This is a genomic window from Pantoea sp. X-Soil-TKNS-1279 (assembly GCF_059730565.1).
The window spans coordinates 1,194,402-1,208,923 of record NZ_AP035948.1; the positions used below are offsets into that span (position 1 = coordinate 1,194,402).

At 47.7% G+C, this 14,522-nt stretch carries 19 protein-coding genes and 1 pseudogene; 17 read left to right on the forward strand and 3 right to left on the reverse strand.

From position 1 onward, the window contains the following. Positions 1-10: 10 nt before the first annotated feature. The 11 genes from AC6I8N_RS05470 to AC6I8N_RS05520 are packed head-to-tail and all read left to right on the forward strand — an operon-like array spanning position 11 to position 6,706. Positions 11-853, forward strand: a complete 843-nt coding sequence (locus tag AC6I8N_RS05470) for an antA/AntB antirepressor family protein (RefSeq protein WP_497830206.1) — start codon at positions 11-13, stop codon at positions 851-853. Beyond that, a complete protein-coding gene (locus tag AC6I8N_RS05475) occupies positions 846-1,025 on the forward strand; it encodes a DUF4222 domain-containing protein (protein ID WP_497830207.1) in 180 nt (59 codons plus the stop codon). Before AC6I8N_RS05470 ends, AC6I8N_RS05475 begins: the two co-directional genes overlap by 8 nt. Next, the gene (locus AC6I8N_RS05480) at positions 1,022-2,080 is read left to right on the forward strand and encodes a host cell division inhibitor Icd-like protein (protein ID WP_497830208.1); all 1,059 of its coding nucleotides are present in this window, start codon (positions 1,022-1,024) and stop codon (positions 2,078-2,080) included. The genes AC6I8N_RS05475 and AC6I8N_RS05480 overlap by 4 nt, the downstream gene beginning before the upstream one ends. Then, positions 2,080-2,265, forward strand: coding sequence for a hypothetical protein (locus tag AC6I8N_RS05485; protein ID WP_497830209.1), 186 nt, complete (start codon positions 2,080-2,082; stop codon positions 2,263-2,265). Before AC6I8N_RS05480 ends, AC6I8N_RS05485 begins: the two co-directional genes overlap by 1 nt. Beyond that, on the forward strand, positions 2,262-2,564 hold the full coding sequence (locus AC6I8N_RS05490; RefSeq protein ID WP_497830210.1) for a ubiquinol-cytochrome C reductase: 303 nt from the start codon (positions 2,262-2,264) through the stop codon (positions 2,562-2,564). The genes AC6I8N_RS05485 and AC6I8N_RS05490 overlap by 4 nt, the downstream gene beginning before the upstream one ends. Continuing rightward, positions 2,561-2,779: a hypothetical protein gene (locus AC6I8N_RS05495; protein ID WP_497830211.1), complete on the forward strand. Its 219-nt coding sequence runs from the start codon at positions 2,561-2,563 to the stop codon at positions 2,777-2,779. Before AC6I8N_RS05490 ends, AC6I8N_RS05495 begins: the two co-directional genes overlap by 4 nt. Beyond that, positions 2,772-3,059 (forward strand): transcriptional regulator, encoded by a 288-nt coding sequence (locus tag AC6I8N_RS05500; RefSeq protein WP_497830212.1) that lies wholly within the window; start codon positions 2,772-2,774, stop codon positions 3,057-3,059. Before AC6I8N_RS05495 ends, AC6I8N_RS05500 begins: the two co-directional genes overlap by 8 nt. Beyond that, positions 3,056-3,349 (forward strand): hypothetical protein, encoded by a 294-nt coding sequence (locus AC6I8N_RS05505; RefSeq protein ID WP_497830213.1) that lies wholly within the window; start codon positions 3,056-3,058, stop codon positions 3,347-3,349. Before AC6I8N_RS05500 ends, AC6I8N_RS05505 begins: the two co-directional genes overlap by 4 nt. Beyond that, positions 3,349-3,576, forward strand: a complete 228-nt coding sequence (locus AC6I8N_RS05510; protein ID WP_497830214.1) for a hypothetical protein — start codon at positions 3,349-3,351, stop codon at positions 3,574-3,576. The genes AC6I8N_RS05505 and AC6I8N_RS05510 overlap by 1 nt, the downstream gene beginning before the upstream one ends. Beyond that, the gene (locus tag AC6I8N_RS05515) at positions 3,573-3,923 is read left to right on the forward strand and encodes a hypothetical protein (protein ID WP_497830215.1); all 351 of its coding nucleotides are present in this window, start codon (positions 3,573-3,575) and stop codon (positions 3,921-3,923) included. Before AC6I8N_RS05510 ends, AC6I8N_RS05515 begins: the two co-directional genes overlap by 4 nt. Continuing rightward, entirely contained in the window at positions 3,923-6,706 is a 2,784-nt protein-coding gene (locus AC6I8N_RS05520; RefSeq protein WP_497830665.1) for a DUF927 domain-containing protein, read from the forward strand. Before AC6I8N_RS05515 ends, AC6I8N_RS05520 begins: the two co-directional genes overlap by 1 nt. A 201-nt stretch (positions 6,707-6,907) precedes the next feature. Here AC6I8N_RS05520 and AC6I8N_RS05525 read toward each other — a convergent pair whose 3' ends face one another. Then, positions 6,908-7,225 carry a hypothetical protein gene (locus tag AC6I8N_RS05525; RefSeq protein WP_497830216.1) on the reverse strand — a complete coding sequence of 106 codons (318 nt, stop codon included), beginning with the start codon at positions 7,223-7,225 and terminating at the stop codon, positions 6,908-6,910. A gap of 260 nt (positions 7,226-7,485) precedes the next feature. Here AC6I8N_RS05525 and AC6I8N_RS05530 point away from each other — a divergent pair, with 260 nt between their 5' ends. Next, positions 7,486-7,650: a hypothetical protein gene (locus AC6I8N_RS05530; protein ID WP_497830217.1), complete on the forward strand. Its 165-nt coding sequence runs from the start codon at positions 7,486-7,488 to the stop codon at positions 7,648-7,650. A gap of 19 nt (positions 7,651-7,669) precedes the next feature. Then, positions 7,670-7,942, forward strand: coding sequence for a hypothetical protein (locus tag AC6I8N_RS05535; RefSeq protein WP_497830218.1), 273 nt, complete (start codon positions 7,670-7,672; stop codon positions 7,940-7,942). 560 nt (positions 7,943-8,502) lie between these two features. Here the strand turns inward: AC6I8N_RS05535 and AC6I8N_RS05540 are convergent. Continuing rightward, a complete protein-coding gene (locus AC6I8N_RS05540) occupies positions 8,503-8,886 on the reverse strand; it encodes a hypothetical protein (RefSeq protein WP_497830219.1) in 384 nt (127 codons plus the stop codon). 172 nt (positions 8,887-9,058) lie between these two features. Here AC6I8N_RS05540 and AC6I8N_RS05545 point away from each other — a divergent pair, with 172 nt between their 5' ends. Further along, complete coding sequence (locus AC6I8N_RS05545) at positions 9,059-10,174, forward strand: site-specific integrase (protein WP_497830220.1); 1,116 nt, start codon at positions 9,059-9,061, stop codon at positions 10,172-10,174. A 203-nt stretch (positions 10,175-10,377) separates the two neighbouring features. Continuing rightward, positions 10,378-10,851 carry a hypothetical protein gene (locus AC6I8N_RS05550; RefSeq protein WP_497830221.1) on the forward strand — a complete coding sequence of 158 codons (474 nt, stop codon included), beginning with the start codon at positions 10,378-10,380 and terminating at the stop codon, positions 10,849-10,851. 496 nt (positions 10,852-11,347) lie between these two features. Here AC6I8N_RS05550 and AC6I8N_RS05555 read toward each other — a convergent pair whose 3' ends face one another. Further along, on the reverse strand, positions 11,348-11,752 hold the full coding sequence (locus tag AC6I8N_RS05555) for a hypothetical protein (protein WP_497830222.1): 405 nt from the start codon (positions 11,750-11,752) through the stop codon (positions 11,348-11,350). Between the two features lie 953 nt (positions 11,753-12,705). Between AC6I8N_RS05555 and AC6I8N_RS05560 the strand changes: the two are divergent. Together AC6I8N_RS05560 and AC6I8N_RS05565 are read left to right on the forward strand one after the other, a co-directional pair. Beyond that, a pseudogene (locus AC6I8N_RS05560) lies at positions 12,706-12,825 on the forward strand (helix-turn-helix domain-containing protein); the annotation flags it as partial. A gap of 66 nt (positions 12,826-12,891) precedes the next feature. After that, entirely contained in the window at positions 12,892-13,518 is a 627-nt protein-coding gene (locus tag AC6I8N_RS05565; RefSeq protein WP_497830223.1) for a Vat family streptogramin A O-acetyltransferase, read from the forward strand. The last annotated feature ends 1,004 nt before the right edge of the window (positions 13,519-14,522 follow it).

Consider the following 14,522-nt stretch of genomic DNA (forward strand, 5'->3'; position numbering starts at 1 on the left):
AGACAGATAAATGAAAATCGGAAAAAGCAGATTAATTTCTGAGGCCGCCCCTCAACCTACCACCAGCATCAGCGATATTTCTGGTAATGACTTTGCCGCTATTGTTCCGGTTATTTCAGGTCAGATTGGTGGCCGGGAAACCAACATTGTGAGCGCGAAAGCATTGCATAAAGCATTGGGGGTTGGGCGTGATTATTCGACGTGGCTTTCCGATCGCATCAAAGACTACGGATTTGAGCAAGGGGGGGATTATGTGTTTTTTGATTCCCCCGTTTTGGGGAATCAAAGTGCAGAAATTAACCATTCCGATGGAGGTTGGATAACTAAGCGGGGAGGAGATCGTCGCAGCAAAGATACCGGCCTTTCTCTTAGCATGGCAAAAGAGCTGGCTATGGTGGAGCGCAACGAGCAGGGCCGTGCCGTGCGCCGGTACTTCATCCAGTGCGAAGAGGCACTACAGCGCAGCGTGCCAGAGATTGCCGCACAGTATCGCTGCCAGCTTAAAGCCCGCATTGGTGCTGCGAACCTCTTTAAACCGATGTGCGCCGCTTTGGAATCTGCCCGCGCCGAACAGGGTAAACAGACTCAATCCCGCCACTACAGCAACGAAAGCAACATGATCGCCCGTATTGTGCTGGGTGGCATGACGGCGAAACAGTGGGCGCAGGTAAGTGGTATTACTGGCGAGCCGCGCGACAGCATGAACACTAGGCAACTGGAACACTTTACCTATCTGGAAAGCACCAACATAACGCTGATTGATATGGGTATGGAGTACGACCAGCGCAAAGCAGAGTTAACGCGCCTGTCACAGCGCTGGTTAGCCAAACATTTGGGGGCTGACCATGCATAAATCCATCAGTACCCCGTTACCCAATCACTGCTACCGGGATTCCCACGGCTCACTGGTTACAGTGGTAAGCGTGCAATTCAATCGCGTGACATTCTACCGCGAAGGCTATGGGTCGTCCTGCACGCAGCCGGTGGAGCGGTTTGTGCGTGAGTTTACGGAGGTAACGCCATGATTGCTGTCCACAGTAAGGGCTTACCACAAGCTGGGTTGTTATCGGATTCTATGGTTTTGGACTTAGCCAAACTTGGCAAGAACCTGACAAAACCTAACATTCAAAACACTCCCAATTCGATTTTGAGTCAAGGCCAGTATGGGTTTATGAGTGATTCGGTCGAAAAAGATAGTCGGTCACGAAAATGTATTTCTGATATAGCGGGGGGAGGCCTTAGATGTTTTTCCGACATCCTTAATAGAAGTTCAAAAAATGGATTATCTGGCCTCACATCGCGAGGATGTGAAGATTTATTAGGGGTCATAACGCGAGAGAAAATTGAGTTCTCGGAGTTCCAAAAAGAAGTCTGGATTGAGTTTTTAGAGTCCATAAAAAAGGGCTTGCTCCGGTCCTGTTATCCATACTATTCTCAACCTGCACTGGCAAAATCCAGTGCCAGGATTGGCGTCCTGGTAAAGTACAAGGCGACACATGACGCGCCTAGCGTCTTTTTTTGTGTCCTCGCATTCGTTCACCCTTTTTTCAGCGCTACGGTTATAATCCGTGCCGCTCGCAAAGTTATGGTGGGCTGGATGGGGGCGGAGAAATCCGCGCCGGTTACCTTGTACGCCGGTTACGCCAACCCTGTTCAGCTCACCACCAGCGAAATTGGCGTTTCCGGTGGTGGGATCAAATCCCAGTACAAGGAGGCTGCCATAATGGCTACTACCCTCACCCAAACCACGCCCAAATTTGAGTTTCGTTTTCTGGCTCTGCCACGCGCTGACATGCAGGCCAAGCCCTGCCGCATATCTGTTCAGGCTTCTAGCGAAAAAGAAGCGCGCCGAATTCTGGCACCTAATTTCATTCTGTCTTTAGCAGCACGCTTGCCTGTAATTACTTCAGATAACCATCATGTTTCTTTGTCAGATTCGGTCACAATTTCAACAATAAAATCCGCGTTAGCTTGCCCCAAATGGATTCATCTTCTTCACTTTGCGCATCCTGCCAATACCAAGGCAGCGCCTCGGATGGCAGGAAACTCATATCTCAAAGTGAAACACGGAGGTTATTAATGAACCATTCAATTCCCCTCGAAATTGTGATGATGCGGATCACGCAGGCGCAGGCTGTTCTGTCAGTTTGGCTACAAACCCTGACTACGGACGATGGCAATGTGCCGGACATGATAGACGCAGTAACCACACTTCTGGACGGCCTGGCCGACGCTATAGCAATCAGCATGGAGTCTGGTAAATGAGCCTATACAACGATCTTACCAGTATGACCTTCACCAATGTTAACGGTGAAGAACTGAGCGGCATCCAAAGTCGAGCTGAACAAGCGGTGAACGATTTGTTGCTAGGTATAACCGACATTGGGTCAATCATGTTTTGGGCAGCAGCTAACGAGGACTATGACCCCGAAGATGCCAAAAGTGACATGTACAAAATCGGCGCAATGCTTCAGCCACTCACTGAAACAGTACGTGCACTAAGTGACCATGCAGACGAGGCCAAGTATCGCTCTAGCAAAAGCGGGAAAGGGAGTAAAGCATGACTATCTGTCTTTTGGATGCAAAGTGTCAGGTGGAACAGGCTCAGGCAGTACTTTCTGTCTGGATGGAAGCTGACATCTCAGATGATAAGACTATCGAGATGATGGGCGCCTTGATGACTTTGCTGAGAGGAGTTCCTGATGCGATGGGAGAAGCCGATTATCAATTGGGCTACATGGGATTAAAGCTAATGGATAAGGAAATTCGCCATGCATAACTTCAACTTGGAAAGCTACGAAAAAGATTGCCACCGCGTTCAGGCCATTATTGGCAACGATAACTCACCTGATCTTGATACACCTGAAAATATCTCACGTGGCCGTCTGTTACGAGTGCAAGCTGGCCTGCACCACCTCCTGCTCGAAGTGATCCCAAAAATCACTGATGAAAAGCAGCGCTACGAGGTTTTTTTGTTGGTGGACGGCATCCATGATTTAACACGCTTCGAGCAATGTGATGCTGATAGCGAATGCAAGGCCTTGGGGGAAAATGCATGAAACAATTCAACCCCCCTGTATTTATCGAAAATGCCCTGCAGGTTGCCGCCTTATCTCAACGGCAGTCGCCGCTAAGGTCTGTGTCTATCGACATCCACAACGCTGATAAATACGCGAATCAGTTGGCCGAAATTTACAACGGCAGCGTACACACCGCCCTTATGAAACACGATCCCAAAGTCGCAGTGCGGATTGCCACACTGTTCGCTGAGCTGTGTTCGTCCACTGGACGAGCGGATATACGCATTGCCAGCCTTTCAAATCAACTGACTCAGGGAGAGGGTATCTGATGGCTATCTTATTTGCTGATATTGACCAGCAGGCAGCCAATCTGAAGAAGGCGCGCGCGGTTCTTTCCGTGCTGCTCGATACGATGCCTGGTACCGGCACAAATGAGGATCTCGCCTGGCTTATAAGCCTCGCACACAGCACCATTCACGACACCATTGAGGTGCTGGAGTCAGTCGTAGATGCCGACCTGAAATCTCGCGACAACGGAGCGCAGGCCAAACAATGACGCTAATCACCAAAAACATCCAACTTGACGCGCTGGCTGACCAGTACGCGACAGCTATTTATCACGTCTTGGTTCAGCAAAACAATGGCGACTGGTTCGTGGTATCAACAACAAATGGTGATATCAGGATTGATATTACCGGTGGTTTCTCAGGCATTCGCGATCTGGTTAACAGCTACGTATTGCTCGTATTAAAACTCCACCACAAGGATTGGGAGCACCAGGCTTTGTCATTGCTGGATGAATGCCTGGAAGGTGGCAATCTCACGAGCAGAGGGCATGAAATATTGGATTGCATGCTCTCGGACATTGCGGTGACTCTCCAACAGCAAGGAGAGCCAAATTAATGCGAAGCATCGACCTCATACGTGAAACCACCAATGCGGCGGCAAATCGCTGGCCGCAAGTTCTCAGCCAGTTAGGTATTAACGTGCCGCAATCGCCACGCCAGCACTCATCATGCCCTGCTTGTGGTGGTAAAGATCGCTTTCGCTTCGATGACAAAGGGCGCGGGAGCTTTATCTGTAACCAGTGCGGTGCTGGTGACGGCTTAGATCTTATCAAGAGAGTAATCCATTGTGACACCACTGAGGCCGCCCGCATGGCGGCTGATGTGCTGGGTATTGATTACCGGGAAACAGAAGTTGACCAGCAATCAGCCAGTCAGAGAAGGCAGTACCTGGTGGAACAGCGCCACCAGCTTGAGCAGGAGCGCCAGCAGAAAGCGGCAGCAGAAGCTGAGCAGCGCCGTGAAAGTTTTGTTAGCCACTATCAGTTGCTCGCAGGCCGTGTAACGCATAGGGAAAGCGAATACCTGATTGCCAAAGGCCTGAGCGGTTTCACTATGCCGTGCCTGTTTGATGGATCAATTCTTCTGTCGCTGGTGGATGAAACCGGTAATGTCGCCGCAGCGCAGACCATCACACCACAGGGTGAAAAGAAAGTGCTCTATGGCTCAGCGAAGCGCGGAGCCTGGCACCTTCTCAACCAGCCGCAGGAAGTGGCCTCAATCATAATTGGTGAGGGGCTGGCAACAACGATTACCGCCCACCTGATACGCCCAGATGCGCTGGCCGTTGTGGCGCTCGATGCCGGTAATCTTACGGCCGTAGCCAGGTCAATGCGCCGTCAATATCCGGATGCCGCAATCATTATTGCCGGTGATAACGACTGGTATGAACCTAATGAACTCGACGACCACGGAAAGCCGAAAGTAAATAGAGGCAGGATTTTCGCAGATAAAGCTGCTGAAGCCGTCAATGGGAGCGTTTCATTGCCTCCCACCAGCTGCAAGGCCGACTGGGACGATTACCGCCAGCAGAACGGGCTTAAAGCTGCTACAGCAGCGTTTAACGATTCACTGTATCAACCTCAGGGGGAAAACATGGGCGCTCGATTGGAAGTGATTGAGGGCGGTAAAGCAGTAGAACCGGAGCGCGAAGCACTCAAACCCCGAATTGAAAGCCGTCAGGATGGCGTGTATTGGGTGGAACCCAATACAGACAAACAGAGCGGTGAAATCATCAACCGGGAAAGCTGGCTTTGTTCACCCCTGAAGGTTGCCGGAATCGGTCGTGACGATAAAGATCAGTTTCTGATACTGCGCTGGCAAGCACCAGGCTCTGATGCTGAAACCACTCAGGCAGTACCGCTGGCGGACATTGGGGAGCGCGAGGGATGGAGAATGCTAAAAGCTGGTGGCGTTAACGTGACCACCAAAAGCGGCCTAAGAGCCATTCTGGCAGACTGGTTACAACGTAGCGGCTCAAAGGATATCTGGCGCGTTGCGCATGCTACAGGGTGGCAGTGTGGCGCATATATCATGCCTGACGGGGAAATCATCGGTACACCTGATAAGCCGGTGCTGTTCAATGGGCGCAGCTCTGCTGCGGCCGGTTACACAATCAAAGGGAGTGCGGAAAGCTGGCGTGACTCTGTGGCACAACTGGCCGATGGGAACTACTCAATGATGACGGGTGTTGCTGCTGCGCTGGCGGCTCCGCTTATTGGTCTGTCTGGTGCTGATGGCTTTGGCATACACTTTTACGAGCAATCGAGCGCCGGTAAAACCACGACCGCTAATGTAGCCAGCAGCCTCTACGGTAATCCTGATCAGTTGCGTCTGACGTGGTACGGCACTGCGCTGGGGCTGGCGAATGAGGCTGCCGCACATAACGATGCGCTGATGCCACTGGATGAGGTTGGGCAGGGTGCTGATCCTGTAAGCGTCTCACAGTCCGCATATGCCCTGTTTAACGGTGTCGGGAAGTTACAGGGGGCCAAAGAGGGTGGTAACCGAGATCTGAAACGCTGGCGCTGTGTGGCAATCAGTACCGGCGAAATGGATCTGGAAACGTTCATTGCTATGACCGGCCGGAAGGCTAAAGCAGGGCAGTTGGTACGGCTGTTGAATATTCCGTTAAGCAAGGCGGCACGATTTCATCAATACCAGAATGGCAAACAACATGCTGATGCGCTGAAGGATGCCTGGCAGAACCATCATGGCGCAGCAGGACGTGAGTGGATTAAATGGCTCGCATCACACCAACAACAGGCAACTGAGGCCGTCAGGGCAGCAGAGGCGCGGTGGCGCAATCTCATACCTGCTGAATATGGCGAGCAGGTTCATCGTGTAGGTGCCCGTTTTGCCGTGATGGAAGCTGCGTTGGTAATGAGCCGGGAGATTACTGGTTGGGATGCGCAGACATGTCGTGATGCTATTCAGCACAGCTATAACGCCTGGGTGCGTGAATTCGGAACAGGTAACAAGGAACATCAGCAGATCGTAGCCCAGTGTGAAGCGTTCCTGAATGCCAACGGTTTCAGCCGCTTTGCACCTTTCCCGTATGACCCTCAGTCGCTGCCAATCCGGGATATGGCCGGATTTCGAGCCAGTGGAAGCCATGATGATTCGCCCATTTTGTTTTACACCTTTCCGGCAGCTTTTGAGCAGGAGATTGCCAGTGGGTTCAACCCTAAGCAGTTCGCGCGAGTGCTGGTGGAAAGTGGGATGCTGACGCCACCAGCCAGCGGCAGGGGTTATCAACGTAAATCACCGAGGATTAACAAGCGGCAGTACAACGTTTATGTCATCCAATACCGGCCAGAGGGTGAAGCAGAGGGAGAGTAATCCTTTCATGTGAGAGAAATAGTGTTGGTTCAGTTAGTTCAGTTGGTTCAATTTTTATAGTGGCTTATTTTTTAAGGATTTTCATCCATAAAGTGAACCAACACTGAACCAACAAAAGAGTGTTTTGAACCAACACTTAAAAGTTATTTTGGATATGTAGTTCTGGCAGGCTTGGGCATTAAAATTGACCGGCCCTTGCGGTCATCGGACCTGATTATTGTATTCCTGCACCGCGGCATTGGCTTTATTTATGGCGTCTTGCTGCGCTTCCTGAATCCGCTGAATGTCATAGTTTGCATCCTCAAGATACTGCTTTGCTTTAGCTGTGTATGCGTCAACTTCCTGTTTGTAGTTCTCCCAAGCGTATTGGTCATTAGTATATGGTGGCGTTGGTGCGACTTCGCTGAATTCCGGGTAGCCGCCAAAACCAAGGTTACTTCCTCCAAAAACTGTTGCAAGACATGCTGTCGGCATTAACAAAACAGATAAAAGTGGTAAAGCCTGGAGTGTTAATTTCATCTACGTCCCTTTGGTTATGAGCACCTATTCCTAAAGGTATAATTACTGACTCTTGGCATCAATCAGCACAAATGAATTTCTCTCCGCGCATTAGTCTATTTAACTGCCACAGGTATGTCTGGCACTGGTGCCAGGCCTCTTTACACCAAGATTGCTTATCCATACGATCGATTTTTTGATGCAAAAAATGAAATATTAAATTAAATCATTTCATTAATTGCAATTATAATAACTGTGTGAAATACAAGCAGGAAAATGAAATGAATAAAGCAACGGTGATGCCTGTTCTGTTAAGCCGCGAGCAGTATTCAGCTCTTCGCGAGCTTCAGGAGCGGGAACGTAGTAAATCAACATTGGGTGTAGCGCCAACCATCCATGTGATTGCACGACAATTGATGGATAAGGCGTTAAAAGAAATTAGTTAAGGTAAACAGGAGAATAATCATGGGCGTAGTTGAAGGTTCACTGGCTGCCTATGCAGCAATCGCATCAGCCGCAGTAGGTGCTGGTACGGCAATTTATTCGGCAACACAGAATAAGACTCCAGCTCAAGCAAAGGTTCCTGGTGTTAACCCTGACGCTGCTACCGCTCAGGCTGATGAAGAACTCCGCAAGCGATCACGTCAGGGCATTAACGCAAACCTTCTCAGTGGCACGGCTGGTTCCGGTTCGCCAGGCACGACTTCAACAGGGCAGAAAACACTGCTGGGTGGGTAAAAATCGCTAATCGGGAATGATGATTTCTGGAGTCCATAAAAGGAACTCTTGTCATCGCCTTTGATGATTTACGCACCAGTACGCGCATGCGCGCGAGGTGGACAGCCTGATAAAACGCCGAGGCGGTAATTTTGAGCATCCATGTTATGGGAACCGAGCAGAATTCGTGCGTCAGGCAATTGCTGAGAAGTTGCTACGCGACATTGCTTCGAATAATCACGGGTAAGACGAAATATGCTGGATAGAAAGTCGTTAGAGCTGACATTGATTCAGATGGTCCGCCGAAATGGCGAACCACTCGACAGGCATACACTTTATACAATCAGGACAGGTCTTGCCCAGGCTTTGCAGGCCACTGAGAGAAATCGTAGAAGGTTGGAGGCTCCAGAGTTCACATGGAAGAAGCCAGCCAGAAAGCGGCGATCGTAACCATTTCGCCCATTATATACGCATATAATGGGTAATTATGCTCCATTAATTAACCACATTCTCAGTGAGAATTTATCCGGGCCTCTTGGTGATCAGCTTATGAAAATTGGCACTGTTGCCGGAATTCATAATCAGAATTTACTCCAATATCCTTGCTGGCTGGCGTATGTAGCGGAATCACCCATAAGAATTTTGAAGCGCGTTCCGTCACTCAGTTTTCCACTGCCCGAGCCATTTTCAAGATTGGCTCCTGTTCTTACAACCTGGGCACTACCGGTACGACCATCGTTACAAACAAAGTTAACTTTTAAAACAGGTGACTGCGTGAACTGGTCATAAGTACCGTTGCAGGACATACCTGAGAGATTTTCAACAGCAAAGTCACCTCTGGTGAGTGAGGCTGTCGCTGTTCCCATCAATGGGTCTTTTTGATCTTCGGTTTGAACAACCAAAGCTGTTGATACTGAACATCCTGTGAGGGTGAAAGCCATCAAAATGAGTGGTAAGTGCTTCATACTAGCTTATCCATTTTATGAATGATTTTTAGAAACATACCATTCATTCAACCCAACATCACATTGTGATGATCAAAGCATTTTTAAATTTGAAGATGCTTATAGTTGGTAGTGTATTCCGTGAATAAGCAATGATTTTTCAGCACAACATGGTGCTAAAGGGAGGTATAGCATGCCTGTCCGGAAGCGCGGCAATATCTGGTATTGCGATTACATTAACGCTACAGGGAAGCGTGTCAGGAAATCACTTGGGACGACAAATAAAGCGTTTGCCCAAGAGCTTTATGATCATCTCAAGGCTTCCTCATGGCGAGAATCCAGACTGAAAGAACCTCTGCCAATGCTTTTCGAACAAGCAGTAGCGCTATGGCTAAGAGACAAACAAGATAAACGATCAATTGGCGACGATAAAATACGTTTGGATTTCTGGTTAACTCATTTCAAAGGAATCTACCTCTCTGATATAGATGAAAAAATGATTTATGACGCGGTCAGGGACATGACTAACAGAAAGCATGAAATGAATTGGCGCTCGATGATGGCCTCAAGTCAGAACAGAGATGAGACACCTCTAAAATTCCACCCCAAACCTGCGTCAAATGCCACCAAGTCGGCTCACCTGGCGGTCATTAAGGCACTGCTTAGAAAGGCTGAGTTTGACTGGAAATGTCTGCAAAAAGCCCCGCATATCGCCATCCAAAAGCCTAAAAATGAACGAGTGCGCTGGCTTAAACCCTATGAAGCAAAACGGTTAATATATGAGTGCCCTGAGCCATTAAAATCCGTTGTAATTTTCGCACTTAATACGGGTTTACGCCGCTCTAACATCATCAATCTAAGATGGGATAACGTAGACCTGGAACGTCGAGTAGCATATGTGGATGCAAAACAAAGTAAAAGTGGTCGCGCCATTGGCGTGGCACTTAATCAAACAGCCTTAGATATTCTTACGAAACAAAAAGGTAACCACCCAGCTTGGGTATTCGTCCACCAAAAAGGGGCCTACGACAAAACCGGAAAAGCTCTACCAGCATCACGGATAATGCGCATTGATAATAATACTGCTTGGCGAAGCGCTCTCAAGAGGGCTGGTATTGAGGATTTCCGGTTTCATGATCTGAGACATACTTGGGCAAGCTGGCTGGTTCAGGCCGGAGTGCCATTATTCGTTGTGCAGGAAATGGGGGGCTGGGAAAGTATCGAAATGGTGCGCCGGTATGCACATCTATCACCAAACCACCTTTCTGAATACGCTAAACGGTTAGATCAGTATTTTAACGTCGAATAACCTCCACTCGAATCTGACAAAACCGTCCATCTGAATGCAAATCAACTCTAAGAAAAGAGTGAGATGGCCGCCTGTACATAAACCCTGTAGCCGCCTTCGGCGTCATGAGTCCGCACAGACTACCAGCGAGTTCAATGGGGGTGATTTTACTTCACTAAGATTAATCCTAACGCTAATGTGTTCTCTTTTAGCAAGGAGGATATATGGAAGATTTGTTACAGTGGGCCTTTATCGCTCTCATTTCATTAGTAAATGGCGCAATTATTCTGTTTGGTAAGAGTTACGTAAAGGGATGGGTGGAAGGAGACATAGCCGAATATTTCAAACTAAGAGCAGAGAAGCGTGATAGGGATTATCAGATAAGGTTAAAAGCTGAGCTTGTCGCAGAGCTCTTAGCAGAATGGCACACCTCAAACCAAGATAGAAAGAAATTAAGAGAGCTGACTTTCAAAGCCTTTTTATGGCTACCAAAAGATTTGGCCTTAAAACTTTCATCTCTGTTAAGTCATGGCTCACCGCGAGTGGATATACGGGATGTAGTAATCGATGTCCGTAGGCTCCTGTTAGATGAGAATGAAAGCGAGGGGTTAGATAAAAATATGATAATTACTTTCCCACTATCCTCTAAAGAAGAGACAGAAAAAGGGAAGGATTACTCAGAGAAAACAGTTAAATAAACTATCTTCTGTAACAGCCAAACGCTTGAGTTGGTACTGCCACACATAGCTCGCCAGAACGGCGAGCCATTAGACCGGCACACCCTCTAAACAATTCGCACCGGCGTAACGCAAGTCTTGTAAGCAAAAGAGATCCTCCGACAGAGGATGCTCGCATCTGGAAACCAATAGCCAAGAGATTACGTCACACAAACATGAATTATACGCGTGTTTAATTCGTCTTTTCGTGACGATAAAAAGTAGTCGGGATGTGTCGGCCTGTAGCCGTACAAATGAGTGATATGTCATGGGAAGGTTAATTTTGAGCAGGAAAGTGGCCGCAGCCATTCTAGGCATCTCAAGCGCCACCTTAAGTCAGTGTATCAATTTCGCCATGTGTTACCCTTGACCAAATCGAATCCTTATCCTGTTTAACGTTAATACGTTTGAGAAATTCAAAAGCCGTTCGGCTGAAAGGGATGACGACACCAGCGCTGATAAGTGAGACGGCCTGGCATCAACGTTTGTTTGTCTGCCTTTTCCACGCGCTGTAAATATCCTTATCCCATGCCTTGCCTGCTTTGGTCTGATAGCCAGCCTCATTAAGACGTTCCGCGATGATACGGCCATTATCAAAGCCCTGCCGGATGGTTTCCGAAGCGATGCGGATTACTGCCACCTCATCGTATGGAAAAGGAGGAATACCCTGCTTACCGCCAATCAGCGCAGCTGCTGCTAACTCCATTCTTTCTACCAACGCTATCATGCGTGTGTCAGGATTATTGTCTGGCCGGTTCAGTTTCTGCCGAATAGCATCGACCAGCCATGCGGTTTTATCGCCACCAGCAGCACTCACAGCGCCGGTAAAAGCCTCACTTAACTCAGCAGGCACACGGAAGGTTATGGAAAGGGATTTGCTCATAACACACCAGCATCAGGTAAGAAGTGAGCATTTTACCATCGTAAGACAATGTAAGACACTCACTTTTGTTGGTTCACCTGTTGAGGCTTGTTGGTTCAAATCGTGATTGTGTTGGTTCAGTTTTCAAGAAATATTCTTTTATATAAACAATCATCTTTATAAATTGAACCAACTGAACTAACTGAACGACACGATTTTGCATATATAACGTGAGCGAACGGTAACACCGAGAAGATAGACGCACTGTGAATCATCTCGCTATCAAATCTCGAAGTATCCACCAGGTATCCACTAGAATGGCGCGTTTCCACTCGACAGATTTGCCAGGTGAAGTAGACGCCCTGTTCTGAACTCGCATCTACCTTTATTCTCCTTTACACATTCGTGGTGCGGATTGAGCGGAGCACCAGAAACGGCAAGTCGTTCGCGCAGAGGGCATGGAAAGGTTAATATGAGGAACGCAGCGATAAGTGCGTATGTTGATACGCAGGGAACACGGTTTTAAGGAGCAGGGAAATTGCTCTGGACCAAAAGCAAGATTCCCATCAATGCCTGCTCAAAAAACACCCAAAAGAAAGCGTCACAAAAACATTTGGGGGTATTTTTGGGGGTATATGATAAATTTAAAACATGAAATATTGATATATAACATGCTGTTAGTTTTTATTATTCAATCCTGTAGGTCTGCAAAATTCACTGAAATCCCAATCAATGCTGCATTCCTGATTTTTTGACGTCTATTTCGTTTCCTTAAAACTTTGCCTGTCTGGGGCATCATTCTGGCTAAAGTCGGGACGTTTCGGATATATGCTTTCCTGTTTGCCAGCAGGATATGACGGACATTGATTCTCAAGAACTATCTCGATTCTGTGAACTGGAAAAGCATTAAACTGTTCTCTCAAAACAGAAAATTACACCAATCATGATGATCAAAGAACGTGTGGAGATTTGTCATGACAGCAAAAATTAAATTCAAAAGCCCCGCATTTGAAGCTATCCATAGCGCAGCAGCCGGTATGTTGAAAGCGGGTGTGATCTCACAGAAAACCATGTGCAGCTTTGATGCAACCTGCAAAAGCACTGGCTAAAATAATGATCTGGCAGTCGTAACATTGATCCAAATAAGTAAGGAGGCAAGTATGCATGGACCAGATCCGTCTGATAAGCATCCCATGAAGGGATTTCCCCAGGTTTGCTTTATAAAAAATACGATGAATAATCCCAATATCATCGTTGGTGATTTCACGTATTACGACGATCCAGAAGACTCGGAAAACTTTGAACGTAATGTTCTTTATCATTTTCCATTTATTGGCGATAAGCTCATCATTGGCAAATTTTGCGCGATTGCAAAAGGTGTTCAATTCATAATGAACGGAGCCAACCATAAACTCTCTGGTTTCTCCACGTTCCCGTTTTATATCTTCGGTAATGGATGGGAAAAGTTGATGCCAAAGGCTGGGGATTTGCCTTACAAGGGGGATACGGTAATTGGTAACGATGTGTGGATTGGATATCAGGCATTAATCATGCCCGGCGTGAAGATAGGCAACGGCGCGATTGTCTCCTCGCGTTCAGTGGTGACTTCCGATGTACCTGCTTATGCGATTGTGGGCGGTAATCCCGCGAAAGTGATTAAACAACGTTTTTCCGATGAAACCATAGAGGCGCTGCAAAAGCTGGCGTGGTGGGATTGGCCTGTAGAAAAGATCACTGAAAACCTCTCTGCAATAATGTCCAGTGACATTGAAGCATTTCGCGATTGAGGGCATCGGCTACCAGGCGCGCTGAATGTCCCGCTTTTGGCAGTGTGTTGTGTGCGATAGCGGCTATCGTACACAACAAGCCGGGGGCACTTCCGGGGGTATGGACAACATTGAACTCAGAATTTACCCCGCATAAATCATCTAATTACGCCTAACTTTTCAATCCTGTAGTGGCTAAAAAATGGCCCACAGATGTGAGCCATGAATATCAGTAGCAAGTCCCACCAGCATGATGCGAGCCTGTTCCACCATGCGGATGCGTACCTTTAGGACATGCCATAGCTGAGGTTGAGAAAGCGAACACCGCGGTTAGCATGATTAGTGCTGCGATCTTTTTCATTTTTATTCCTGTGTTTTGTTAAGAGGTGTGTAATCCTTGCGCACTCAGGCTATCAGAATATTCTTATCGCACCATCCTGACAGATGAACAGTACTGAGTAGATCAGACGCCACCCGTCATATTCAGCTTAAAGAACACCTGATAGTCTTAAGGCAGGTTTGCAATGATTGACTGGCTGACGATTGAGATGACGCAGCTACAAAATGCCCGCAAGAACGGTGAGTCACTCGACAGGAAGAATCTTTTCATATCCGCAATTAAGTGACACAAACCTGGCAGGCGAATGAATGAACGTCATCGGCAGAGGACGAATACGACACCCATCACTGGAAGAGGCCAGCCCAGAAAAAAGTGAACGGCTTCATTAAGCCTTTCAGCGATAGTACGGCCATTATTAAAGCCCTGCCGGATGGCTTCCGAAACGATGCGGAGTACTGCCCCTGAATCTATTTTTTATAGCATGGATAATCAGTAATATGCACACCAGAATATACCGCTGTTTTTCTCATTATCCCCGTTAGAGGTTGCATGATGTGATTTATGTGTTATGGTAAATGGATGTTGAATTATTTGAGGGTGGATTCAGGGCTTCGCAAATAACTGAAAGCGAAAGCATCTGGAAGAAATAACAATGATGATTTCAGGTTACCTTGGTTCGCTTTTA

Coding starts and splice junctions, on each gene's coding strand:
- AC6I8N_RS05470 (WP_497830206.1), top strand. CDS start 11: ATGAAAATCGGAAAAAGCAGATTAATTTCTGAGGCCGCCCCTCAACCT.
- AC6I8N_RS05475 (WP_497830207.1), top strand. CDS start 846: ATGCATAAATCCATCAGTACCCCGTTACCCAATCACTGCTACCGGGAT.
- AC6I8N_RS05480 (WP_497830208.1), top strand. CDS start 1,022: ATGATTGCTGTCCACAGTAAGGGCTTACCACAAGCTGGGTTGTTATCG.
- AC6I8N_RS05485 (WP_497830209.1), top strand. CDS start 2,080: ATGAACCATTCAATTCCCCTCGAAATTGTGATGATGCGGATCACGCAG.
- AC6I8N_RS05490 (WP_497830210.1), top strand. CDS start 2,262: ATGAGCCTATACAACGATCTTACCAGTATGACCTTCACCAATGTTAAC.
- AC6I8N_RS05495 (WP_497830211.1), top strand. CDS start 2,561: ATGACTATCTGTCTTTTGGATGCAAAGTGTCAGGTGGAACAGGCTCAG.
- AC6I8N_RS05500 (WP_497830212.1), top strand. CDS start 2,772: ATGCATAACTTCAACTTGGAAAGCTACGAAAAAGATTGCCACCGCGTT.
- AC6I8N_RS05505 (WP_497830213.1), top strand. CDS start 3,056: ATGAAACAATTCAACCCCCCTGTATTTATCGAAAATGCCCTGCAGGTT.
- AC6I8N_RS05510 (WP_497830214.1), top strand. CDS start 3,349: ATGGCTATCTTATTTGCTGATATTGACCAGCAGGCAGCCAATCTGAAG.
- AC6I8N_RS05515 (WP_497830215.1), top strand. CDS start 3,573: ATGACGCTAATCACCAAAAACATCCAACTTGACGCGCTGGCTGACCAG.
- AC6I8N_RS05520 (WP_497830665.1), top strand. CDS start 3,923: ATGCGAAGCATCGACCTCATACGTGAAACCACCAATGCGGCGGCAAAT.
- AC6I8N_RS05525 (WP_497830216.1), bottom strand. CDS start 7,225: ATGAAATTAACACTCCAGGCTTTACCACTTTTATCTGTTTTGTTAATG.
- AC6I8N_RS05530 (WP_497830217.1), top strand. CDS start 7,486: ATGAATAAAGCAACGGTGATGCCTGTTCTGTTAAGCCGCGAGCAGTAT.
- AC6I8N_RS05535 (WP_497830218.1), top strand. CDS start 7,670: ATGGGCGTAGTTGAAGGTTCACTGGCTGCCTATGCAGCAATCGCATCA.
- AC6I8N_RS05540 (WP_497830219.1), bottom strand. CDS start 8,886: ATGAAGCACTTACCACTCATTTTGATGGCTTTCACCCTCACAGGATGT.
- AC6I8N_RS05545 (WP_497830220.1), top strand. CDS start 9,059: ATGCCTGTCCGGAAGCGCGGCAATATCTGGTATTGCGATTACATTAAC.
- AC6I8N_RS05550 (WP_497830221.1), top strand. CDS start 10,378: ATGGAAGATTTGTTACAGTGGGCCTTTATCGCTCTCATTTCATTAGTA.
- AC6I8N_RS05555 (WP_497830222.1), bottom strand. CDS start 11,752: ATGAGCAAATCCCTTTCCATAACCTTCCGTGTGCCTGCTGAGTTAAGT.
- AC6I8N_RS05565 (WP_497830223.1), top strand. CDS start 12,892: ATGCATGGACCAGATCCGTCTGATAAGCATCCCATGAAGGGATTTCCC.